Annotated in this window: 21 protein-coding genes and 1 other RNA gene; 14 read left to right on the forward strand and 8 right to left on the reverse strand. The window is 42.2% G+C overall.

Annotated elements, in window-relative coordinates:
* Window positions 1-55 precede the first annotated feature (55 nt).
* From ACO6S0_RS11600 to ACO6S0_RS11625, 6 genes are all read left to right on the forward strand, one after another.
* The gene (locus ACO6S0_RS11600; RefSeq protein ID WP_422351822.1) at window positions 56-1,249 is read left to right on the forward strand and encodes an aspartate aminotransferase family protein; all 1,194 of its coding nucleotides are present in this window, start codon (window positions 56-58) and stop codon (window positions 1,247-1,249) included.
* A gap of 86 nt (window positions 1,250-1,335) precedes the next feature.
* Window positions 1,336-2,736 carry a tetratricopeptide repeat protein gene (locus ACO6S0_RS11605; RefSeq protein ID WP_422348542.1) on the forward strand — a complete coding sequence of 467 codons (1,401 nt, stop codon included), beginning with the start codon at window positions 1,336-1,338 and terminating at the stop codon, window positions 2,734-2,736.
* A 29-nt stretch (window positions 2,737-2,765) separates the two neighbouring features.
* Window positions 2,766-3,683, forward strand: coding sequence for a DUF368 domain-containing protein (locus ACO6S0_RS11610; protein WP_422348543.1), 918 nt, complete (start codon window positions 2,766-2,768; stop codon window positions 3,681-3,683).
* A 17-nt stretch (window positions 3,684-3,700) separates the two neighbouring features.
* Window positions 3,701-4,738 carry a DUF368 domain-containing protein gene (locus tag ACO6S0_RS11615; protein WP_422348544.1) on the forward strand — a complete coding sequence of 346 codons (1,038 nt, stop codon included), beginning with the start codon at window positions 3,701-3,703 and terminating at the stop codon, window positions 4,736-4,738.
* Window positions 4,692-5,444, forward strand: a complete 753-nt coding sequence (locus tag ACO6S0_RS11620; RefSeq protein WP_422348545.1) for a shikimate dehydrogenase family protein — start codon at window positions 4,692-4,694, stop codon at window positions 5,442-5,444. Before ACO6S0_RS11615 ends, ACO6S0_RS11620 begins: the two co-directional genes overlap by 47 nt.
* Window positions 5,445-5,585: 141 nt before the next feature.
* Window positions 5,586-7,646 (forward strand): DUF349 domain-containing protein, encoded by a 2,061-nt coding sequence (locus ACO6S0_RS11625; RefSeq protein ID WP_422348546.1) that lies wholly within the window; start codon window positions 5,586-5,588, stop codon window positions 7,644-7,646.
* Window positions 7,647-7,661: 15 nt separating this feature from the next.
* Here the strand turns inward: ACO6S0_RS11625 and ACO6S0_RS11630 are convergent, their stop codons facing one another.
* Complete coding sequence (locus tag ACO6S0_RS11630) at window positions 7,662-8,081, reverse strand: CBS domain-containing protein (protein ID WP_422348547.1); 420 nt, start codon at window positions 8,079-8,081, stop codon at window positions 7,662-7,664.
* A 127-nt stretch (window positions 8,082-8,208) separates the two neighbouring features.
* Between ACO6S0_RS11630 and ACO6S0_RS11635 the strand changes: the two genes are divergently transcribed.
* Window positions 8,209-9,684: an arylsulfatase gene (locus tag ACO6S0_RS11635; protein ID WP_422348548.1), complete on the forward strand. Its 1,476-nt coding sequence runs from the start codon at window positions 8,209-8,211 to the stop codon at window positions 9,682-9,684.
* 178 nt (window positions 9,685-9,862) lie between these two features.
* Here ACO6S0_RS11635 and rny read toward each other — a convergent pair whose 3' ends face one another.
* The 4 genes from rny to ACO6S0_RS11655 all read right to left on the reverse strand — a co-directional run bounded on the left by rny (window position 9,863) and on the right by ACO6S0_RS11655 (window position 12,255).
* A complete protein-coding gene (rny, locus tag ACO6S0_RS11640) occupies window positions 9,863-11,434 on the reverse strand; it encodes a ribonuclease Y (protein ID WP_422348549.1) in 1,572 nt (523 codons plus the stop codon).
* A gap of 51 nt (window positions 11,435-11,485) precedes the next feature.
* A non-coding RNA gene (gene ssrS, locus ACO6S0_RS11645) (6S RNA) lies at window positions 11,486-11,595 on the reverse strand.
* A 61-nt stretch (window positions 11,596-11,656) separates the two neighbouring features.
* Window positions 11,657-11,950, reverse strand: a complete 294-nt coding sequence (locus ACO6S0_RS11650; protein ID WP_422348550.1) for a cell division protein ZapA — start codon at window positions 11,948-11,950, stop codon at window positions 11,657-11,659.
* A gap of 14 nt (window positions 11,951-11,964) precedes the next feature.
* Window positions 11,965-12,255 (reverse strand): hypothetical protein, encoded by a 291-nt coding sequence (locus ACO6S0_RS11655; protein ID WP_138834334.1) that lies wholly within the window; start codon window positions 12,253-12,255, stop codon window positions 11,965-11,967.
* Window positions 12,256-12,423: 168 nt separating this feature from the next.
* On the opposite strand from ACO6S0_RS11655, the gene ACO6S0_RS11660 reads away from it, so the two are divergent.
* The 3 genes from ACO6S0_RS11660 (at window position 12,424) to ACO6S0_RS11670 (ending at window position 17,249) form a co-directional block, all read left to right on the forward strand.
* On the forward strand, window positions 12,424-14,115 hold the full coding sequence (locus ACO6S0_RS11660; RefSeq protein WP_422348551.1) for a M23 family metallopeptidase: 1,692 nt from the start codon (window positions 12,424-12,426) through the stop codon (window positions 14,113-14,115).
* Between the two features lie 77 nt (window positions 14,116-14,192).
* Complete coding sequence (locus ACO6S0_RS11665) at window positions 14,193-16,586, forward strand: TonB-dependent receptor (RefSeq protein WP_422348552.1); 2,394 nt, start codon at window positions 14,193-14,195, stop codon at window positions 16,584-16,586.
* A 9-nt stretch (window positions 16,587-16,595) separates the two neighbouring features.
* Window positions 16,596-17,249: a hypothetical protein gene (locus ACO6S0_RS11670; RefSeq protein WP_420400309.1), complete on the forward strand. Its 654-nt coding sequence runs from the start codon at window positions 16,596-16,598 to the stop codon at window positions 17,247-17,249.
* Here the strand turns inward: ACO6S0_RS11670 and ACO6S0_RS11675 are convergent.
* Window positions 17,246-18,394, reverse strand: coding sequence for a cysteine desulfurase family protein (locus ACO6S0_RS11675; protein WP_422348553.1), 1,149 nt, complete (start codon window positions 18,392-18,394; stop codon window positions 17,246-17,248). The genes ACO6S0_RS11670 and ACO6S0_RS11675 overlap by 4 nt on opposite strands.
* Before the next feature lie 111 nt (window positions 18,395-18,505).
* Between ACO6S0_RS11675 and ACO6S0_RS11680 the strand changes: the two genes are divergently transcribed.
* Window positions 18,506-19,024, forward strand: coding sequence for a hypothetical protein (locus ACO6S0_RS11680; protein WP_422348554.1), 519 nt, complete (start codon window positions 18,506-18,508; stop codon window positions 19,022-19,024).
* Here the strand turns inward: ACO6S0_RS11680 and ACO6S0_RS11685 are convergent.
* Complete coding sequence (locus tag ACO6S0_RS11685; RefSeq protein ID WP_422348555.1) at window positions 19,021-19,563, reverse strand: Smr/MutS family protein; 543 nt, start codon at window positions 19,561-19,563, stop codon at window positions 19,021-19,023. The two genes, ACO6S0_RS11680 and ACO6S0_RS11685, sit on opposite strands and share 4 nt — an antisense overlap.
* Before the next feature lie 174 nt (window positions 19,564-19,737).
* On the opposite strand from ACO6S0_RS11685, the gene ACO6S0_RS11690 reads away from it, so the two are divergent.
* From ACO6S0_RS11690 to ACO6S0_RS11700, 3 genes are read left to right on the forward strand one after another with little or no spacing between them, the layout of a single operon-like run.
* Window positions 19,738-19,956 carry a DUF2752 domain-containing protein gene (locus ACO6S0_RS11690; RefSeq protein WP_422351823.1) on the forward strand — a complete coding sequence of 73 codons (219 nt, stop codon included), beginning with the start codon at window positions 19,738-19,740 and terminating at the stop codon, window positions 19,954-19,956.
* A 10-nt stretch (window positions 19,957-19,966) separates the two neighbouring features.
* A complete protein-coding gene (locus tag ACO6S0_RS11695; protein ID WP_422348556.1) occupies window positions 19,967-20,290 on the forward strand; it encodes a CCC motif membrane protein in 324 nt (107 codons plus the stop codon).
* 12 nt (window positions 20,291-20,302) lie between these two features.
* Entirely contained in the window at window positions 20,303-20,614 is a 312-nt protein-coding gene (locus tag ACO6S0_RS11700; RefSeq protein ID WP_420400314.1) for a CCC motif membrane protein, read from the forward strand.
* On the opposite strand, the gene recQ is transcribed toward ACO6S0_RS11700, so the two are convergent.
* Window positions 20,611-22,812 carry a DNA helicase RecQ gene (recQ, locus tag ACO6S0_RS11705; RefSeq protein WP_422351824.1) on the reverse strand — a complete coding sequence of 734 codons (2,202 nt, stop codon included), beginning with the start codon at window positions 22,810-22,812 and terminating at the stop codon, window positions 20,611-20,613. The two genes, ACO6S0_RS11700 and recQ, sit on opposite strands and share 4 nt — an antisense overlap.
* Window position 22,813: the final 1 nt, after the last annotated feature.

Genomic DNA, 22,813 nt, shown 5'->3' on the forward strand with positions numbered 1-22,813 from the left:
ACATTGCTCATTGTCAATTGCTAATTGCTTACTGTTAATTGACCATTGGAATAAGGTGAAAGAAGACTTTTTGAAATATCAAGCGCAGACCACTCCCCATCCGTTAGGATTGCAGGTTTCGCATGCCAAAGGCAGTTATATCTATGACCAGGAAGGTTTGGCTCATTTGGATTTTGTGGCGGGAGTTTCAGCTTGCAGTTTGGGGCATTGCCATCCCAAGGTGGTGGACGCAATAAAAAACCAGACGGAAAAATACATGCACGTCATGGTTTATGGCGAATTTATGCAACAGCCAGCCGTAGATTATACCAAACTTTTAGCTTCCCTTCTACCCAAAAATTTGGAAACCACCTATCTGGTAAATTCGGGAACCGAAGCCATGGAGGGTGCCATTAAGTTGGCACGAAGGTTTACGGGAAGAACCCAGATTATTTCAGCCAATAAAGCCTATCACGGCAATACCATGGGCAGTTTGAGCTTGATGGGTTACGAAGAACGAAAAAGTGCATTTAGACCCCTGATTCCAGATGTTTCCTTTATCCAGTTCAACGAGCCCAAGGATTTGGAAAAAATCACCAAAAAAACCGCTGCGGTAGTTTTGGAAACCATTCAAGGAGGAGCAGGCTTCATCATGCCTCAAAACGACTATTTGTCCAAGGTTCGGAAGCGGTGTAATGAAGTTGGTACCTTGCTGATTCTGGACGAGATCCAACCAGGATTCGGAAGAACGGGAAAACTCTTCGCTTTTGAACATTTTGATTGTGTTCCAGATATTTTGGTCATTGGTAAGGGAATGGCATCTGGTCTCCCTGTAGGCGCCTTTGTTTCCTCCAAAAAGGTCATGGATTCCCTTCAAGAGAGTCCAAAATTGGGGCATATCACCACTTTTGGCGGAAACCCAGTCATAGCAGCTGCCAGCTTGGCAACCTTAAAGGAAATCACTGAAAGTCAGCTTATTGAACAAGCGCTCCAGAAAGAAAAGCTCTTTCGGTCCCGTTTGGTACATCCTTTGATTAATGAAATACGGGGAAAGGGTTTAATGCTCGCCCTGGTATTAAAAAACAAGGAAATTGCTAATTATCTGGTGCTGACGGCGGCCAAACAGAGATTGATTCTGTTCTGGTTGCTCTTTGAGCCCAAAGCGGTCAGGATATCACCACCACTCACCATTTCGGAAGATGAAATTGTTGAAGGATGCGACCAAATCATTAGCATTTTAGACGCTTTTAAGCCTACTGCTGTTAACTAATTTGTTGATAACATACCCCAAAATCGGACTTTTTGATAGCTCCAAAGGGCTAATTTTAAGTCCATAGTTAAACCAAATACGTTACTATGGCGTTAGATTCTAACGAATTTCCAGAAAAATCCATCACCAAATTTGAGTCCATGCTCAAAACCGATGATGTGTATTTTTTTGATGCAGAGGACTTCGAGGAAATCATTCACCATTACTTGAACAACGGCAAAGTATCCCTAGGAAAAAAAGCTATCCAAATAGGTTTGGAGCAGCATCCCAACTCATTGGAACTTAAATTGCTTCGGGTAGAGGTATTGGTTTTTGAGGACAAGTATGAGGTAGCGGAACGCTTGTTGGACGAACTTCAGACCATAGATGCCCATAACGAAGAAATCTATATTCAACGGGCCAATATTCAATCCAAACAGGACAATCATCAAGAAGCGGTAAATCTGCTCTTGGAAGCCCTGCACCTTACCGAGGAAAACTTTGACATCCATTCCCTCCTGGGTATGGAGTACCTTTTCATGGACGATTATGAGAAGGCCAAGCGAAGCTTTATGAAATGTGTGGAATTTGATGACGCGGATTATTCATCGCTTTACAATGTGGTGTACTGCTATGAGTTTTTGGAAGATTTTGACGGGGCTATTCAATTTCTCAACCAGTATTTGGAGCGGAATCCCTATAGTGAAGTAGCTTGGCACCAGCTGGGGAAAATCTACTATAGCAAGGAAATGTACAACGAGGCCTTGACCTCCTTTGACTTTGCCATCATTTCTGATGATTCTTTCATTGGTGCCTATTTTGAAAAAGCCAAAGTGCTTGAAAAGTTGGGCAGGTACAATGAGGCCATTGAAAATTACGAAACCACCATTTCCATTGAAGATCCAACTTCTCATGCCTATTTGCGCATAGGGCGTTGCCATGAAAAATTGGGGAACAACGATTTGGCCAAATACTACTATTATAACACCGTACATGAAGACCCCCTGTTGGATAAGGGTTGGTTGGCCATCACGGATTTTCACACCAAATTGGAAAATTACGAACGGGCATTGTATTACATCAACAAGGCCATTAATATTGATGGGGAAAATCCGATTTATTGGAAAAAAAGTGCAAAGATCTATCTAGCGCTCAACAATTTTGACGAAGCTGATTTTGCTTATAAACAAGCCGTTGATTTAGGAAACTACGAGTTGGACACTTGGTTAAATTGGGCAGAAGTACTCAGAAAAGTTGGGGATTTTGGATCTTCCATCCAAGTATTGGTTCAAGGTTTGGAATTTTATCCCGAAAATGCCGAATTGGTTTACAAACTGGCCGGTGTCTACCTAAAAAACAAAGAGGTGCTGAACGCCAAGGAAAAATTGGCCCAAGCCATGCACATGGACATTGAAAAATTACAACTTTTTGAAGAGGAATTCCCAGAGTTCCAGAAAGTGGCCTGGCTGCGTAACTTGGTTTCCGAGATTAAAAAAACATCCACCTAAACTAGGGCATTCCCCTATTCCGTCATTTCATGAAAGCACGCAAATTAATTGATTATGTGTTGATTACACTAAAGGGCATGGCCATGGGTGCCGCTGATGCGGTTCCCGGAGTTTCTGGTGGAACCATTGCCCTGGTCTCTGGAATTTACGAGGAGCTTGTACAGACCATTGGCAACATCAATCTTGGATTGATCAAACTCCTATTTCAAGGTAAATTCAAGGAATTCTGGTCCAAGGCCAATGGGAATTTTGTCTTGGCACTGGGGGCTGGGGTACTGATCAGCTATGTCTCCTTTATGAAGTTGGCCAAATACCTGCTTGAATATCATCCCATCTTGATTTGGTCATTTTTCCTAGGATTGATTGTTGCGAGTATTTGGTATTTGGGCAAACAGATTCCCAAATGGGATTTGGCAATGATTGTATTTCTTATTTTGGGAATTGGCTTAGGCTATTACTTGACCACATTGCCAAGCGCAGAGGTGAATGACAACCAAGCATACTTTTTTGTTTGCGCTGCCATAGCCATATGCGCCATGATTCTGCCAGGTATTTCCGGGACTTTTATACTGATCCTTTTGGGTGCCTACAGTACCTTAAGTACTGCCATTGCCGATGTGGATGTCAAAAAGTTGTTGGTTTTTGTTTCAGGGGCGGTTATTGGCCTCCTTAGTTTCTCCAAAGTGCTAAAATGGCTGTTGCGCAAGTACAAGTTCCAGACATTTGCCGTGCTTACCGGTTTAATTGTTGGTTCCATAAACCAGGTTTGGCCTTGGAAAAAGGTATTGGAGACCAAGACTTTTGGTGACAAAACCGTTGTTGTTGACGACGTAAATGTTTGGCCATCAGCCTTTGAAGGTGACAGCCAGCTATTACCAGCCATTATCCTCGCCATTGTTGGTTTTTCGCTTATTTTTATCCTGGAAAGAACAGCTTCCAAAAAATAAGATAAACGCCATCCGAGATGCATCAGCCAAGAACATTTCTTGACAATTTCTTTTTGGTCATAAAAGGCCTCTGTATGGGGGCTGCCAATAAAGTTCCAGGGGTTTCAGGGGGTATTGTGGCGTTCGTGGGCGGCTTCTATGAGGAGTTTATCTATTCCCTCCAAAAGGTCAACGGTAAAGCTTTTAAACTCTTGGTCAACGGACGTTTCAAAAGTTTTTACCGCTATACAAACGGCCAGTTTTTACTACTTCTGATTGCTGGAATGCTTATCAGTTACTTTAGTGTGTCCCGGGTGTTGGATTTCTTTTTGGAACAAAAGGAACTCTATGTTTGGGCCGGTTTTTTCGGAATGATCCTAGGTTCCATTTACTACATAGGGAAAGATTTTGACCATTGGAACAAGCGCACGGTTACTTCTGGTATCATTGGGCTAATTGTTGGGATTTCGATCAGTTTTTTAAGCCCTGCAACGCAAAACGACAATTTGATTTTCATTTTCTTCTGTGGGATTATCAGTGTTTCTGGAATGACCTTACCCGGACTTTCAGGTTCGTTCATTCTTATCCTACTGGGAAATTACGTGTTGCTACTTGTGGATTCTGTCAATGCGCTTTACGATACTATTTCGGAAATGTTTAGTTGCGATTTTGGTTTTATTCAAAATCCCAAAAGAATGCAAACGCTAAAAATTTTGGCCGTGTTTACCTTGGGCTCAGCTACGGGATTGGTCACCTTTTCCCATTTGCTTAGTTATGTGCTGAAACATTACAAGAAAATATCCACCGCAGTTATTTTGGGATTTATCACAGGTTCTTTAGGGGTATTATGGCCCTGGAAACGCACCATGTTCAAAATGGACGCCCAAGGAAATCCCCTTTTGGATAGCAATGGGGATAAGGTGGTTCTCAACTACGAACGTTATCTTCCCAATATGGCCGATATGGAAACGTGGTGGGCCATCGTATTTGTAATCTTGGGTATTTTGGTTTTATTGGCATTGGATTGGTATGGAAAAAACAGAAAAGAAAGAAAACAGGTTCGGGCTACTCGGTAAGAATATAAGCTATTCCTTTTCCCAAGGATATTTCACAAAGAAATTTCAAGAATTGGGATTTGATGACCATAGCTATGAAAATTTTGATATCCCCCGGATTTCAGACTTTGAAGCACTGATTACCCAAAACACCCTAAGAGGAATGAATGTCACCATTCCCTATAAGGAACAAGTGATTCCCTTTCTCTCAAAGATGGATGAGACCGCCAGTGCAATTGGCGCTGTCAACGTGATAAAGTTTGGGTCACAAGGCTTAACAGGATTCAACACCGACTTTTATGGCTTTCAGAAATCCTTGGAGCCTTTTTTACAAGCCCATCATACCAAAGCCCTAATTTTGGGCACAGGTGGTGCATCAAAGGCGATACGTTTTGTATTGGATGAATTGGAAATTGCGCACCGGTTTGTTTCCCGCAGTAAAAAAGAGGAGCAATTCTCCTACGAGGAATTGGATCGGGAAATTATGGAAGACTATTCGGTAATCATAAACTGCACTCCACTGGGCACGTATCCCAACCTTAACGAAAAACCCGATATTCCCTACTCTTTTATCTCGGAAAAACACCTTTTGTTCGATTTGATCTACAATCCTGCAAAAACAGCATTTCTTGCTTCAGGAGAGGCCCAAGGTGCAGCTATTTGCAATGGGCAGAAAATGTTGGAATTTCAGGCCGAAAAAGCTTGGGAGATTTGGAACATGCCCTAAATGGTAATTTCTCACCCGTAATTTTCCTCAAAGAAGGCTAAAACCCTGAACAAAAGAAGAATCACTACTTTTGTTATTGGACAATATAGTTGTTAACTTGGCTATAATAATCATTGATCCAAAAAGGAAAACAAACTACGAATGCTCGACAACGAACAAGAACTTCAGGAAACTGAAGGTGGTGGTACTGAACAAAGTGCGGATACTGAAAAAACGATTACAGAAGAATCCCCCATTTCTGAGCCAAGCTCATCCGACACTGCAGTACAAGACAAGGATGAAGAAGAAACCAAGGTGACGCCGGATGGTGAAGCTGTGGAAGAATCCGTTACATCCAAATCTGAAGAAGACGATAAGGTCATTGAGGAAATCGAAGAATCGAACGCTGAAGATGCTGAAGATGTGGAGAATGAAAAGCGACATCATATTCCCTTTCTGGACTACCATTCCATGTCCATGGAAAATCTGGTGGGTGAACTACAGCGTTTGGTAAAGAACGAGAAAGTACAGGCCATCAGTAAGCATGTAAGCTCCATTAAATACGAGTTCGACCAAAAATTCCAGGAATTTATAGAGCAAAAAAAAGAGGAATTTGTAGCCAATGGCGGCAATGAAATCGATTTCAGATATAACTCCGTTGCCAAAAGACAGTTCAATGAGGTTTTTTCCGAATTCAGGGAAAAACGAGATCAATACTACAAGAATCTCGAGCAAACCTTAAAAAGTAACCTCCAAAGAAGACTTGAAATCATTGAAGAACTTAAAAGCCTTGTAAACGTTGAAGAAGACATCAATACCACTTACAAGAATTTTAAGGACTTACAGGAAAACTGGCGAAATGCAGGTCCTGTTCCCAGAAACAGCTATAATGATGTGTGGCGGACCTATCACCATCATATGGAGATATTCTACGACTTTTTGCACCTTAACCGTGAATTACGAGATCTTGACTTCAAACACAATTTGGAGGAAAAACTCAAGCTGGTGGAAAAAGCAGAAGCACTGGCCAACGAACCTGATTTGGGCAAAGCATTCCGGGAGCTTCAAACCCTTCACAAAATTTGGAAAGAAGACATTGGACCTGTTGCCAAGGAACAACGGGAAGAAGTTTGGGAGCGTTTTAGCCAGGCCACAAAGGCCATGCACCAGCGAAGACAGGAGCACTACCATGAACTGGAAAAAGTTTATGAAAAGAACCTGGAGAAGAAACAGGAAATTATTGCTTCCATCACTGAAATTGCGAATAACGTAACCCATAACCATCGGGCGTTACAGCAGCAAATAAAGGAAATTGAAGCTCTAAGGGAGTCCTTTTTTAAGGCTGGAAAAGTGCCTCAAAAGGTGAACGAGCAAACCTGGAGTGCCTTTAAGGAAGCTGTAAGAACCTTCAACCGAAATAAAAACGCCTTTTACAAGAGCCAGAAAAAAGAACAACTGGAGAACTTGGAAAAGAAAAGGGCATTGTTGGGTCTGGCCCTAGCTCTAAAAGATAGCGACGACCGGGAAATGGCAACTCCTGAAATGAAGCGCATCCAGAGCGAATGGAAAAAGATTGGGCATGTCCCTCGAAAGTACTCCGATAAGATTTGGAATGAATTCAAGGATGCATGCAATCATTATTTTAACCGCTTGCACGCCGAGAAAAACGAATCCCAAAAGGAAGAATACGAGAACTACAACCAGAAAAATGCTTGTTTGGACCGTCTCAAAGCTTTCCAGTTAACAGGGGACAACGACAAGGATTTGGAAACGCTCAAGGCTTTTATTGATGAGTGGAAATCGTATGGCCGTATTCCTTACAACAAAAAGCACATCAACGGCAAGTTCAACAAAATTGTGGATGCCCTTTTTAGAAAGTTAGGGGTAAGCAAACATGAGTCGGAGTTATTAAGATACGGGGACAAGATGCAGGAATTGGTCAAAGCGGATGACGATAGAGCCATAAGCAATGAACGTACCTTTATCCGTAGGAAAATTGATGAGAGCAAGGCGGAAATCCGACAATTGGAAAACAATCTTCAGTTTTTCTCCAATGCCTCAGAAGACAATCCACTGGTAAAAGATGTCATCAAGAATATAGACCAGCACAAAGCCGCTTTGGAAACCTGGAAAGCCAAGCTCAAAAAACTCAATATCCTTAAGCATAACCGCACTAAGGAAGCTGAAGCAACCGACTCCGAAGGCTCAGGGGAAGAGGAATAGTTCCCTAACCCTACATCAGTACTGCTCCAATAGGTAATTGATAAGATCTGTGGTTGTCACGATACCCACTAATTTCCCTTCGTCGACTACAGGTAGTGCATGAAATTCCTTGGAAGCCAAAAACTGGGCCACCTCTTTGATTGTAGTATTGGAAGAGACACTTACTACATCCCTCACCATCACCTGTGAAATGGTAAACATATTGTAAACCATGGTATCCACACTTTCTTCGTGTTCATCCACAGCATCTGCAAAACTAATTCGCAGTAAATCTGTATAACTGAGCATTCCTACAATTTCTCTTCCAGAAACCACAGGGATATGCCGTATACGGTGTTTCTTAAAAAGTTCTTCGGCGCTAACCAAATCGCTATTCGTGGTTACAGTAACCAAATTTCGGGTCATTATCTCGGAAACAGGAACTCTCTTTTTCATGATATCTGATATTTATTTATCATGAAATTAGTTTGAATTCTGTTGCCAAAGCATGATAAATATCAGGAGCTGTTTTACCTTCTTATATAAATCTTTACTTTAGTAACCACACCATATTTAATCAACCATGTCCAATAAACCCTTCTCCCAACTAGTGCTAATCGGTACAGTTGTAGCACTATCCCTAACATTTGTACTCTGCAAGCCATCCAAAAAATCCGAGGAAGTCCAGGAAACTTTAAAAACACCCAATATCATCTACATTTTGGCCGATGACTTGGGATATGGCGACCTTAGTTTTACAGGGCAACAACATTTTAATACCCCAAATATTGATAAACTGGCCCGGGATGGCATGTTTTTTACCCAGCATTACTCAGGGTCTACGGTATGCGCCCCTTCCCGTTCAGCACTTATGACCGGGCAGCATACAGGACATACTTTTATTCGTGGAAATAAAGAGGTAAGGCCGGAGGGTCAACACCCTCTGGAATCAGAGACAATTACCGTGGCAGAATTGTTACAGCAACACGGTTATGCTACTGGTGCCTTTGGGAAATGGGGATTAGGCTATCCTGGTTCTGAAGGCGATCCCAATAATCAAGGTTTTGATGAATTCTACGGATATAATTGCCAACGAATTGGCCATAACTATTATCCGTACCACATGTGGCACAATCAGGAAAAGCAATTGCTGGAGGGAAACAAAAATTCAGACACCAACACTTACGGCCCCGAGATTATCCATGAAAGAGCCTTGGCTTTTTTGGAAGCCAACAAAGACCGCAACTTCTTCATGTATTATCCATCCGTTATTCCTCACGCAGAACTTGCAGCTCCGGAATCTTATATGTCCAAGTTCCGGGAAAAATTTGCTCCGGAAAACGAATACAAGGGCATAGATGACGGGGAACATTATAAAAATGGAGGGTATGGTTCACAAAAAGAACCGCACGCCGCTTTTGCGGCCATGGTAAACCTTTTGGACTACCAGGTGGGAGAAATTCGGGAAAAAGTGGAAGCCTTGGGCATAGCGGAGAATACCATTATCATCTTCACCTCAGATAACGGCCCGCATATGGAAGGTGGTGCCGATCCTGATTTTTTTGACAGCAACGCGCATTTAAAAGGTTACAAAAGGGATTTGTACGAAGGTGGGATTCGTGTACCAATGATTGCTTATTGGCCCAACAAAATTAAAGCTGGTACCACTTCAACCCATATTTCCGCCTTCTGGGACTTTCTACCTACGGTACATGAGCTGTTACAACTAGACTCAACTGAACATACGGATGGTATTTCATTTCTTCCAGAACTTCTGGGGAAGGAACAGCCCAAGCATGATCACTTATATTGGGAATTTCTTGAAAGAGGTGGAAGACAAGCGGTTCGTCTTGACCAATGGAAAGGTGTACGCTACAATATGAGCCAAAACCCAGATGCCCCCGTGGAGTTGTACAATCTGACAACCGACGAAGGGGAAACCCAAGATGTATCAGCCGAACATCCTGAAATTGTTCAAAAAATAGTGGAAATCATGAGAGCGGAACACAACCCATCCGGCGTCTTTCCTTTTGAATATGAAAAGTTGACGGAAGAATAATTAAGATTGCCCGTTGTGAATTTTGAGGTATCAATTCTTCTGTTCGAGTCCATTTTCACAACAATATGGAGAAAATGGGTATCGAGAATAGAAATCTTCCTTCAAAAACCGAATTCTCGATATAAAATTTTTACCAAATTTCACTCGAATTGACGGTTTTTGGGCTAATGCTGATTTCCTATTTGGCCACGTTCACTGATCGTGTCTCCCTAATAACCGTAACCTTTACCTGACCTGGATAGGTCATATCGGTTTGGATCTTCTGCGAGATTTCAAAGGATAGCTCGGCAGCTTTGTCATCACTGACTTTTTCGCTTTCCACAATCACTCGAAGTTCCCTACCCGCCTGAATAGCGTAGGCCTTTTGGACTCCATTGAATCCAAAGGCAATATCTTCCAAGTCCTTTAATCGCTGAATGTAAGAATCCAGCACTTGTCTTCTAGCTCCAGGACGTGCACCACTAATGGCATCACAAACCTGAACGATGGGAGAAATCAAGGTGTTCATTTCAATTTCATCGTGGTGGGCTCCAATAGCGTTGCAAACCTCCTTCTTCTCCCCATATTTCTGGGCCCATTGCATTCCTAAAATGGCGTGGGGAGTTTCCACCTCAACCTCCGTATTGGGAACTTTACCGATATCATGCAGTAATCCAGCTCTTTTGGCAATTTTGGGATTCAAGCCCAACTCTGCAGCCATAACCCCACAAAGTTTGGCCACTTCCCTAGAGTGTTGCAATAAGTTTTGTCCGTAAGAGGAACGGTATTTCATTCTACCCACTGCTTTGATCAATTCCGGATGAAGGCCATGGATTCCAAGGTCGATTACGGTACGTTTACCAATTTCTGCAATCTCCTCATTGATTTGCTTCTCGGTCTTCTTTACGATTTCCTCAATTCGGGCTGGGTGAATTCTTCCGTCTGTTACCAAGCGATGTAGTGAAAGACGTGCCACTTCCCTGCGAACAGAATCGAAACAGGACAGAATAATGGCCTCAGGGGTATCATCCACAATGATCTCGACTCCTGTGGCAGCTTCAAGTGCACGAATATTTCTTCCTTCTCGACCAATAATACGTCCTTTTACATCATCAGATTCCAGGTTAAAAACAGAAACACAGTTTTCAACCGCTTCCTCTGTCCCAATCCGCTGTATGGTGTTGATTACGATTTTTCGGGCCTCTTGTTGAGCGGTAAGTTTGGCCTCTTCCAATGTACTTTGAAGATAAGCCATGGCATCTGTCTTGGCCGTTTCCTTTAGGGATTCGAGCAATTGGCTTTTGGCGTCTTCCGCAGACAGACCGGAAATGACTTCCAACTGCTGTACTTGACTTTTGTGCAATTTATCAGCCTCGGATTGCTTTTTGTCCAAGATCTCACTTTTGTAAGACACCTCTTTAATCCTCGACTCCAGCTTTTCGTTTAACTTTTTGTTTTTGGAAAGCTCGTTGCTTATTTGGGACTCCTTGTCTCGGGTCCTTTTCTCTGCTTCTGCAATTTTTTTGTCCTTGTTAATAATGACCTTCTCATGCTCTGCCTTGAGTTCCAAGAATTTTTCCTTGGCTTGGAATATTTTATCCTTTTTTATGTTTTCACCCTCTTTCTGGGCTTCCTTTACAATATCTGCAGCTTCCCTTTTAGCTGCAGAAATGGTCTTGGCCGCTTTCCCCTTCTCCAGCATTTTGGCAATAGCAAATCCTACTACCAATCCTACTACTGCGGCTACAACCAAAATTATAGTGTTATCCATGTTGTTTATGTTTGGTTATAAAAAAAGCCCACATTGGGCGAAGTCTTGTACAAACTCCAAATTACAGGTTTAGGGCTAACAAGCTGCTCAAGGATCCCTATACAGGTAGGGCCTGCTTTTACAACCTAAACTCACCCTTTTTAATTATAATAGTGTTGAGTTTGTCAAAATTTAATTACCAATGTGGGCAGTAACAAATGTTTTATTTAAAAGAACTTATTTTTATTCCCCAAGTTTGGAATGTACCAAATCGTCCAGTGCTTTTAGGCGCTCATAAGCCGCTTTGGTGTTTTCCGAACTATCTATTCCACCTTGCTCAATTTTCGAGGCAAATTGCAGGGCACACATGGCAAGAACATCCTGTTTGTCGCGTACTGCATAATTCTGCTCAAATTTTTTGGCCAAACTTTCAATGTTCTTGGCCGCTTTCCGCAATCCTTCCTCTTGTTTAGGGTCTATGGTCAATGGATACACCCTATCTGCAATGGAAAGCTTTATTTTGAGCTTCTCCTCCATAATATTGGTACAAACTAATCTGCAAGCTTGGCTATGCAAACATCCAGTTCGCGTATCAATGTATTTATCTTGAGCTTGGCTTCTGTTTTATTCGTATTACTACCCAGCATCGAGTTTGCCATTTTTAGGGAATTGTACTTCTCTTCCCAATCATTAACGGCTTCCTGTTGAGCTTTGGTCTCTTCTTTTGCGAGGTCGAGTTCTTTTTTCAACTTGGCATTGGCCTTGTGCAACAATTCCATTTTGTGCAACAATTTGCTCACCTTGTTTTCCAAAGAATCAACAATTTCAACAAGTTCGCCCATATGCAAACATCAAATGCGTATCACACAAAGTTAACCAACCTAGCCAAACCGTACAATACTTTTTGGTATTATTCTTTAGGGAATACCCTACAAGCCCCTAAACCAAAGGGAAAGCCTTTTACCTAATCAAAATATGGGTTACATTCGTATGTATTTATAAATTACACTATGCGGTTTTACTTTCTGGGAGTACTTTTGCTTTTGTCCCCCTTTCTTCCGGCTCAGGAAAAATACCCTCAAGATACCTTTCAATCCCCTTTGGACATCCCATTGGTGCTAGCTGGCACTTTTGGTGAATTGCGTTCCAACCACTTTCATTCTGGAATTGACATCAAGACCCAGCGCAGACAGGGACTCCCGGTTCTGGCCATCGCCGATGGCACGGTTACCCGAATCAAAGTCTCCTTATGGGGTTATGGTAAAGCCCTGTACGTAGCCCACCCTAACGGGTATACATCAGTGTATGCCCATCTTCAAAAATTTGGCCCTGAAATCGAATCCTATATCAAGGACATTCAATACAAGAAACAGTCCTTTGAAGTGGAAGTATTTCCGGATTACGGCGAACTGAAGGTCAAAAAAGGCAGCACTATTGCCTATTCCGGGAACACCGGGGGATCATCCGGGCCCCATCTTCATTTTGAAATTCGCAGCAGTGTCACTGAAAAACCTACCAACCCCCTACTCTATGGTTATGAGGTAAGGGATGCCACCAATCCTACCCTATTGGGTCTTTATGGTTATCCACTATCAGAGGATGCTGTGATCAATCAAAGTGCTCAAAAAATTCAGTTGAACTTTACCAAACAACCCGATGGTTCTTTCTTGGCAGATAAGATCAACGCTATTGGAAATATTGGTTTCGGCTTTAACGGTTTTGATCGCCAAGATATGGCGGCAAATAAAAATGGGGTCTATGCCGTTAAACAGACCGTTAATGGAAAAGTGTATTCAGAATATAATTTTGAGACCTTCTCCTTCGGAGAAACCCGCTATATCAACACCCTCATTGATTATGCACATTATGGCAAATTCCAACAGCGCATCCAAAAGTGTTTTAAGGAATCCCATAACCGACTAGGCATTTACAAGACGCTACATAACAACGGGGAAATAACCGTAAAGGAAGGCATGTCCTATACGGTGGAACTCCTTATTTCTGATTTTAAAAGGAACCAAACCAAGGTAGTCATTCCAGTAGAAGGAAAAAGGGAGGTACCCAAAATCCCTAGGAATGATTCAAAAACAGAGCATTTTATCATTGCCAATAAACCCAACAACTTTGATTTGGGAGCGGCCAAAGTCTATTTCCCAGCCAATACCTTTTACAAGGATTTTTATATTGAATTGGAAAAGGGCCAGGATACGGTTGTCATCCATAATGAGGAAGTGGCGGCCCACAGAAACTTCACCATTAGTTTTGATGCCTCCAAATATTCAGGCGCGGACAAAAAACAACTGTTCATTGCCCGACTCGATGACCGTCAAAAGCCTCGGTATTCAAAAACCTTTAAGCGAGATGGTTCGTTTACCACTCGAACCCGCACCTTGGGAACCTATACTTTGGCAAGAGATACCGTAGCCCCAGAAATCAAACCAAGAAACTTTAAAGAAAAACAGTGGTTGAGCAACTATAGTTATTTGAGCCTAAAAATATCGGATGATCTCAGCGGTGTCAACTCTTACAATGCAACACTGAACGGGGAATGGATTTTAATGGAATATGAGCCCAAGACCCAGACCCTGACCTACAATTTTGATGATAAAATCTTGGATAAGACACAATGCGACCTAAAGGTGGTCGTTACAGATAATGTAGGCAACTCCAGTACTTTTAAGAGTACTTTTTTCAGAAAATAGTGTTACCCCGATCCAAAGCCCTCCTAGTCCTGTTGTCCATTTTTTGGACTGTGACCTTCCATGGTCAAACCGCGACAGTGGCGGGTACAGTCCTGGATGAGAACAGCCAACCCATTTCCAATGTCAATATTTCAGCTGGGACAGCGGGTACTACTACAGATTCCAACGGGTATTATCTGTTGTTATTGATTGCGGAAACCAAGCTCACTCTTACTTTCTCACACCTGAGTCATGAAGACGTGGTTTTGGAAGACTTGATATTGTCCACAAACGAAACCTTTGAGTTCAATCCCGTGATGAAGACCAAAATCACCCAAGTAGCCGGGGTAGAAGTATCTCCCACGGGCGAAAAAAGTGTTGAAGGCATTACCACTGTTAATCCCGAGATCGTTCGTAAAATCCCTGGTGCCAATGCTGGGGTGGAAAATATTTTGAAACTGTTACCTGGTGTTTCCTTCAACAATGAGCTTAGCACCCAATACAATGTCCGGGGAGGCAATTTTGATGAAAACCTTGTTTATGTCAATGGCATTCAGGTGTATCGGCCGTTTTTGGTACGCTCGGCCCAGCAAGAGGGATTAAGTTTTGTGAACAGCGATATGATCACTTCCTTGGAATTCTCATCAGGTGGTTTCCAAGCCAAGTATGGTGACAAGTTATCGTCTGTCTTGGACATCACTTACAAAACACCCATTGAGTTTGGTTTAAAACTGGAAGGTAGCCTTTTGGGTGCATCAGCCACAGTGGAATCCATCTCGAAAAATAATAAGTTTAGCAGCATTACAGGTCTGCGTTATCGGAACAACAGTCTATTGGTAAATAGCCAACAGACCGAAAGCAATTTCAATCCTACCTTTGTGGATGTGCAAAGTCTTCTTACTTATCGGTTTTCTGATAAGTTTCATCTCAATTTCTTAGGGACGTATTCCGTCAACGATTACAAAAACGAACCCTTGACCCGGCAGACCAACTTTGGAACCCTAAACGACCCAAGGGCTTTGTTGATTTTCTATGAAGGTCGTGAGAATAGCAGATATGAAAGTGGACTTGCAGCGGTGAAATCCGATAATCTAATCAATGATAACATCAAAATTTCGCTAACAGCTTCGCTGTACCATACTCAAGAAGAGGAGTTTTCAGACATCATTGCTTCTTATGAATTGGCCGAGTTGGACACCAATTTAGGAAGTGAAAATTTAGGAGAAGTGGTGAGCTCCAGAGGGGTGGGTTCACAATTGAACAGGGCCCGAAACCAATTGGACGCCCTGATTTTTAATTTTGGCCACAACGGAATTTATAAAAAAGGAAATACCTCCTTGGAATGGGGAACCAAGTTTACCCATGAAGACATTCGGGATCAGTTACGGGAATCGGAATTTATTGACTCCGCAGGGTTCTTTATCCGACCTTTTGAACCGGCATTTGTCAATAATCAGCCGGAGGAACCATTTGCTGGTGATCTTATAGCCTATGAAAGTGTGCAGGCTACCAACTTTGTAAAAACTAGCAGGATTTCAGCCTATGCACAATATAGCGAGCAGTCAAAACTGGGTGCACATGATGTGTATGTCAACCTTGGTTTAAGGGCTCAGTATTGGAGGTTAAGTGGAGAAGGGTTTGAGGCAAATGCCCAAAGCTTGATAAGCCCTCGGGCACAATTCTCCCTAAAACCGGATTGGGAAAAGGATATGTTGTTCCGATTTTCGGTGGGTAGTTACCAACAACCTCCATTTTATCGTGAACTACGGGATATATCGGGCAATATAAATCCCGAGGTGGAAGCTCAAAAATCCGTTCACTATGTTTTGGGAAGCGAACTCAGCTTTAACCTATGGAACCGTCCTTTTACCTTAATCAGTGAAGCGTACTATAAGGATCTGACCCATGTCAACACCTATACCGTGGAAGACGTTAGGGTACGCTATACTGCCAATAACATTGCGGATGCCTACGCCTATGGATTTGATTTTCGACTAACCGGGGCTTTTGTTCCTGGGACACAATCCTGGGTGAGTCTTGGATACCTTCAAACCGAGGAAAACTCCAATCAAAGAGGTTATATTTCCAGACCAACTGACCAACGTTTTAAGTTTGCAGTGCTCTTTCAAGATTATATCCCGAATATTCCCAATCTCAAACTTTATCTCAATCTAGTTTACAACACAGGAGTGCCTGGAGGTTCTCCCAACAATGCCGATCCCTACGATTTTCAGAATAGATTAAGAGATTACAGAAGGGCCGATATGGGAATTTCGTATATTTTTGCGGACAGAAAAAACCAGTACCCGGAAGGACATTGGTTACATAAATTCAAGGAATTCAATGTTGGATTTGAAATTTTCAATATGTTCAACAATCAGAATTCCATAACAAATACATGGGTTAGGGATGTGGACACGCAACAGCAATTTGCCGTTCCCAATTTTCTTACCGGCCGTATTCTCAATTTTAAATTTGGAATGCGTTTTTAAAGCATATGAATGAAAAAAATTATTCTTCTTTTGTCGTTTTTGATGGTAGCTGTTGGCAGTGCGCAAAAGAACATTTACGAGAACCGAAGGTTTGATGAGCTAAGCGAGAATCACGAGACTTTGGCCATCATTCCCTTTATTGCCAATTTGGATTTAAAGCGCAACGTAGATCGAAATGAATTGTTGGATTTGGCCAAAAAGGAGGGGTACGCCGTACAAAACGCATTGGAAACCTACTTTTCCAAACGGAAGAAAAGGAAAAAGTTCAATGTTGACTTCCAGAACATCGAGGACACCAACGCCATTTTAGCACAAAATGGCATTACCTACGAAAATTTGGACATACACACCATCAAGCAACTTTGCAAAATTTTGGAAGTTGATGGCATTATAAGTGGAAACCTCAACCTTAATATATTATTATCCAAGGGTGTTCCCACCAACTTTAGCCTGTTGGACTATTTCAGCGGGGATGCCAATTACGGCAGGATTGGGGTAAAAGTGAGTGATGGTGGCTCTGGTAAACTGCTCTGGAAATATGAAAAAGCCATCACCAAAAAAACAGGAAAGAACACCACCGAGCTTATTGATCGCATGATGAAATTGGCTTCCCGTAAATTCCCGTATGACAAGGAAAAGAAACAGCGGAAGAACAAGAATTAGCTCGCCGCAAATTCCTTAAGCACTTCTATAGTATAATCCAATTCGTCTTTGGTGTTGTATTTGGAAAATGAAAACCGTAAAGAGGGCTTTTCCAATTCCTCGGGAGCCAGGATTTGGGTAAGCACATGCGACCCCATATTACTGCCTGACTGACACGCACTACCCTTGGAGCAGGCAATGCCTTTTATATCCAAATGAAACAGCAGCATCAACGCCTTTTGTTTATCAAAGGGCAAACGTACATTGGCCAAGGTGTAGGTGCTTTTATCAAGGTCTCCGGAATGTCCATTGAATTCAACTTCGGGGATAGCCTCCTTGATCCGCTCCACAAAGTGCTTTTTCAATCCCTTCACGTATTGGATTTCTTCCTCCAAATTGTCATAAGATTGGATAAAGGCCTCTTCCAAACCTACAATGTTGTGGAAAGGTTCTGTCCCTGCTCTGTAACCACGTTCTTGGGAACCACCAAAAATCATAGGTTTCAAACCTGAGTTTTTCCTAATAAAGGCGAATCCAACGCCCTTTGGACCATGGAATTTATGGGCAGCGGCGGTGAAGAAGTCAACCGGAGTGTTTTCAACATCCCAGGGATAATGCCCAACAGACTGTACCGTATCCGAATGAAAAAGCGCATCATGCTCTTTACACAGCGTTCCAATGGCATGAATATCCACGATATTCCCTATTTCATTGTTCACATGCATTAAACTGACCAGTTTTTTGCTATCGTCTTGGACCAAAAGTGATTTTAGGTGATCCATGACCGGATTACCATAGGTATCCAAATCCACAAATTGCAGCGAGATGCCATATTCTTTTTCCAACTCTTCAGCGGTATGTAGCACCGCATGGTGTTCAATTTTGGAAGTGATAATGGTCTTTACCCCCAAGTCACGGACTGCACAACGAAGAATCATATTATCAGCTTCTGTTCCTCCTGAAGTGAATATGATTTCGGCAGGTTTGGCATTCAAGGTCTTTGCAATGGTTTTACGGGCCTGCTCAACCGCAGTTTTGGCCGATCTTCCATAACTATGGGTAGAAGATGGGTTCCCGTAAAAATCAGAAAGTGCCACTTGCATTTTTGCAATTACCTCAGGTCTTACCTGCGTTGTGGCAGCATTGTCCAGATAAACTTTTTGCATGGGTTAGCTATCAATTTTCGAATCATCAAAAATAGGTGAAATAAAGTTAATTTCTTTTAAAGATGATGCCTTCCTTAGGGTAATAAATTGGAATTCCTTTAAATTTGGTGCATGAGAAAATTATGCTTCCCAATGCTGCTTGTGCTCATCTTGTTTTCTTGCAGTGATGGTGACCTACAGATTGAGACCATTGACTTTAATGATCAAACCATTCAATTTTGTGATGACCCTTTACCAGACGCAGGCAACATTCTTTTCAAGATCAATGAAAGCGAGGCACTTATTCTCGACCTACAGAGCGGCGTTTTAAACAACGGTGTTGTTGGGGAAACCATCAGTACCGTAAGTACCATTCCAGGGCAATCGCAGTTGACGTACCGTAACTTTTCAGGGACTGTTAGTTCCACCTATTTTTGTTCCGATATTCCGCCCGCTACCCCAACGGTTTCCCAGGAAGTGGAGGCAGAAGATGGCACAGTCACTATTGAAACGGTGGCCAATGCAGATGAAACGGGATTTGACCATGTAATTCTCTTAAGCGGTATTTCTTTTATTACGGAGAACGGGGAACGAATCACCAATCTGACCATTGACGAATTTGGAACGGTAAGTACGACAATCACCAATTAGGCCTTTTGGGTAATATATACCTCGGTAGCTCCCAAGCCATATTTTTGATAATCCGCATCGTACCATTTCACCCCTTCGTATTTTTTAAAGAGGTATTGGAGTTCTTCCTTAAGAATGCCCTCTCCCACTCCATGGATAAACACTACTTTTTGGATGCGTTTCCTGATGGCGAATTCCAGTTGACGTTTTGCCGTTTCCAGCTGCAAATTCATCATATCGAAATTGCTTAAACCCTTGGTGGTTTTTACCAACTGATGGATGTGTAGGTCCACTTCCATTTTTGGGGCATTCCGTAATTTGGGTTTAACCGCTATGGATGGATTTCTCTTTGGAATTTCCTTTTCTTTCTTTACTTGAGAAGCTTCAAAATTGGTCACTTGGATACCCTCTTTTTTAAGCAGCAGTTCCCTAAAATGATATTCCAATGGAAAACCATCCTCGGTGATGAGCGTGACCATATCCCCATCTGTGGATTCCACATAGCCGGAAATGTCCTCGTCCAAGACTTCTACCTTATCTCCTATCTGAAATCCGCTCATCGTCTGTGGCAAAATTATTTTGAAATTTCAACAGCAATATCAAAAATAATAGTAATTTACTTCGCAGTAACCATGACCATGTTTTCACAACTAACCATTCTTCTCAGTGCCAAGGACTATATGCTACCTTGCCTCAATAAAAAGCTTTTTGGAATTGATTGTCCCGGTTGTGGTATGCAAAGGTCGGTGGACCTGCTCTTACATGGAGATTTTGTAGGGGCATTTAAAATGTATCCGGCAGTATATCCCATTGTGCTATTGTTACTTTTTTTGATTTCCAACCTCTTTTTAAAGTTGAAATTTGCACATCAAATAAAATTCTTTTTGATGTTGGTTACCGCTGGGACCATTATAGTTAGTTATATATTAAAAATGAATAGTTTATTCAATTAAATTTCAAATTATGGAAAAACAAAAACTCCCAAATTCAACGCTGATTCTGGTTTTCGGAATCGTTTCCATTGTAACATGTTGTTGCTATGGTGTTCTAGGACTGATTTTCGGTATCATTGCCTTGGTACTAGCCAATAAAGCCACAAAACTTTACATGGAAAACCCAGAGAACTACGAAGGTTTCAGTAATGTGAAAACTGGAAAAATATTGGCCATCATCGGTATTATTTTGAACGTTCTGTATTTGGGTTATACCATATTCTTGTTCAGCACCATTGGAATGGAGGGCATTCAAGAGATGCAAAGGGAGCTTATGGAACAATACGGCGGATAATCCAATTAAGATATGAGTCAACAACCTTTACCAGGGGCAAGCACCGTGTTAACACTTGGAATTGTTTCCATAGTTACCGCATTTTTCTGCTGTGGCCCCTTTGGTGCTGTTTTTAGCATAATCGCTTTAGTAAAAGCTAAAACCGCCACGCAGTTATATGAACAAAATCCTGAATCCTATACCGATTACAGCAATGTAAAGACCGGCAAAATATTGGCCTATATAGGGTTGGGAATAGCTTTTATAGGTCTGATCATATTGATAGCCTATTTTGGTATTATCATGGCAGCGATAGGCATGGAAGGAATGAGTGGTGGCTATTAGTTAGCCACCTCACTAATAAATTTGAGGCGGTAGAGCCGTAACTCTTCATCCTCATAATCTCCTTCAAATTCCTCTATTGCTTCGGATATGGAATCGGATTCGGCTTCCAGAAAATACTCGTGGATTTCCTCTTGCTGATCCTCATCCAAGATTTCGTCTATCCAGTAGCCAATATTCAGCTTGGTTCCACTAAACACAATCTGCTCCATTTCCTTGATCAGGTTGGGCAGTTCCAGACCTTTGGCCGATGCGATATCATCCAGAGGTAATTTTCTATCCACATTTTGGATAATATACAGTTTCAAACCTGAATTGGCCCCTGTACTTTTGACCACCAAATCATCAGGTCTAATTATATCATTTTCCTCAACATAGCTGGCTATCAATTCCACAAAAGGTTTTCCATATTTCTTGGCCTTCCCCTCGCCCACACCATGAATTTTCAGCAGTTCTTCCATGTTAATGGGATATTTCAAGGCCATATCATCCAAGGAAGGGTCCTGGAAAACCACAAAGGGGGGCACTCCCAGTTTTTGTGCTTCTTTTTTTCTTAAATCCTTAAGGATTTTCAAAAGGTTGTTATCGGCTCCCCCACCGGAAGACTTGGCTGCGGCCACAATAGCTTCGTTGTTCTTCTCGCTATATTCATGGTCCTTGGTCATTAGAAATGATCTTGGGTCCTGCAAGAAACATTCTCCATCTGGCGTCAAATGAAGAATCCCATACTGCTCTATTTCCTTTTTAAGCAATCCGGCAACCAGTACTTGTCTTACCAAGGCCATCCAGTACGATTTGTCATGCTCCTTTCCTATGCCAAAAAACTCCTTTTCGTCTGTTTTGTGGGATGAAATCATGGCGTTTACCTTCCCAACCAAAACCTTGACAATTTCCTTGGTCTTGAATTTTTCCTTGGTATCCCTGACCACACTTAGCAGTTTGGTCACTTCGTTCATGGCCTCTTCCTTAGGCTTGGGATTCTTGGTATTGTCATCCATATCGGCTCCATCGCCATTTACTTCGTCAAATTCCTCCCCAAAGTAATGCAAGATGAACTTCCGTCGTGACATGGAAGTTTCGGCATAGGCTACAATTTCCTGCAGCAGTGCATTGCCTATCTCTTGTTCCGCCACGGGTTTGCCCGACATGAATTTTTCCAGTTTTTCCACGTCTTTGTAAGCATAAAATGCCAAACAATGACCTTCACCCCCATCTCTACCGGCACGTCCGGTTTCCTGATAGTAACTCTCAATACTTTTAGGAATATCGTGATGGATTACAAAACGAACATCGGGTTTATCAATTCCCATCCCAAAAGCGATGGTAGCCACCACCACATCCACCTCCTCCATCAAGAACATGTCCTGATACTTGGATCGTGTTTTGGCATCAAAACCGGCATGATAGGGTACGGCACTTACGCCATTAACCTGAAGTACTTGAGCCAATTCCTCCACCCGTTTACGGCTTAGACAATACACAATCCCCGATTTCCCCTCATTCTGTTTGATAAATCGGATAATATCCGCATCCACGTTTTGGGTCTTGGGACGTACTTCGTAAAAAAGATTGGGTCTATTGAAGGACGCCTTAAACACCTTGGCATCGGTCATGCCCAAATTCTTAATGATGTCCTCCTGAACTTTGGGAGTTGCCGTGGCCGTTAGCCCAATAATGGGAATATTATCACCCAATCGGTTAATGATGCTCTTCAGATTTCGGTATTCCGGTCTAAAGTCATGGCCCCATTCGGATATACAATGCGCTTCGTCCACCGCCACAAAAGAGAGTGTGACACCTTTCAGAAATTCAATGTTCTCCTCTTTGGTCAAAGATTCCGGTGCCACATATAACAACTTGGTAATGCCGTTGGTAATATCTTCCTTGACCTGCTTCACCTCCGTTTTGGTCAATGATGAATTGAGTACATGGGCAATTCCATAGTTTTCGGAAACCCCACGAATGGCATCCACTTGATTTTTCATTAAGGCGATCAAGGGGGAAACCACAATAGAAGTACCTTCTTTCATTATGGCCGGAAGCTGATAACAAAGGGATTTACCGCCTCCTGTAGGCATGATAACAAAAGTGTCATTATCATCCAATATATTTTGAATAACCTTCTCTTGAAGACCTTTAAACTGTGAAAATCCGAAGTATTTTTTAAGCGAGGTATATAAATCAGTACTGGTAAGCCCCATT

The organism is Flagellimonas sp. (genome assembly GCF_965233845.1).
Classification (GTDB): domain Bacteria; phylum Bacteroidota; class Bacteroidia; order Flavobacteriales; family Flavobacteriaceae; genus Flagellimonas.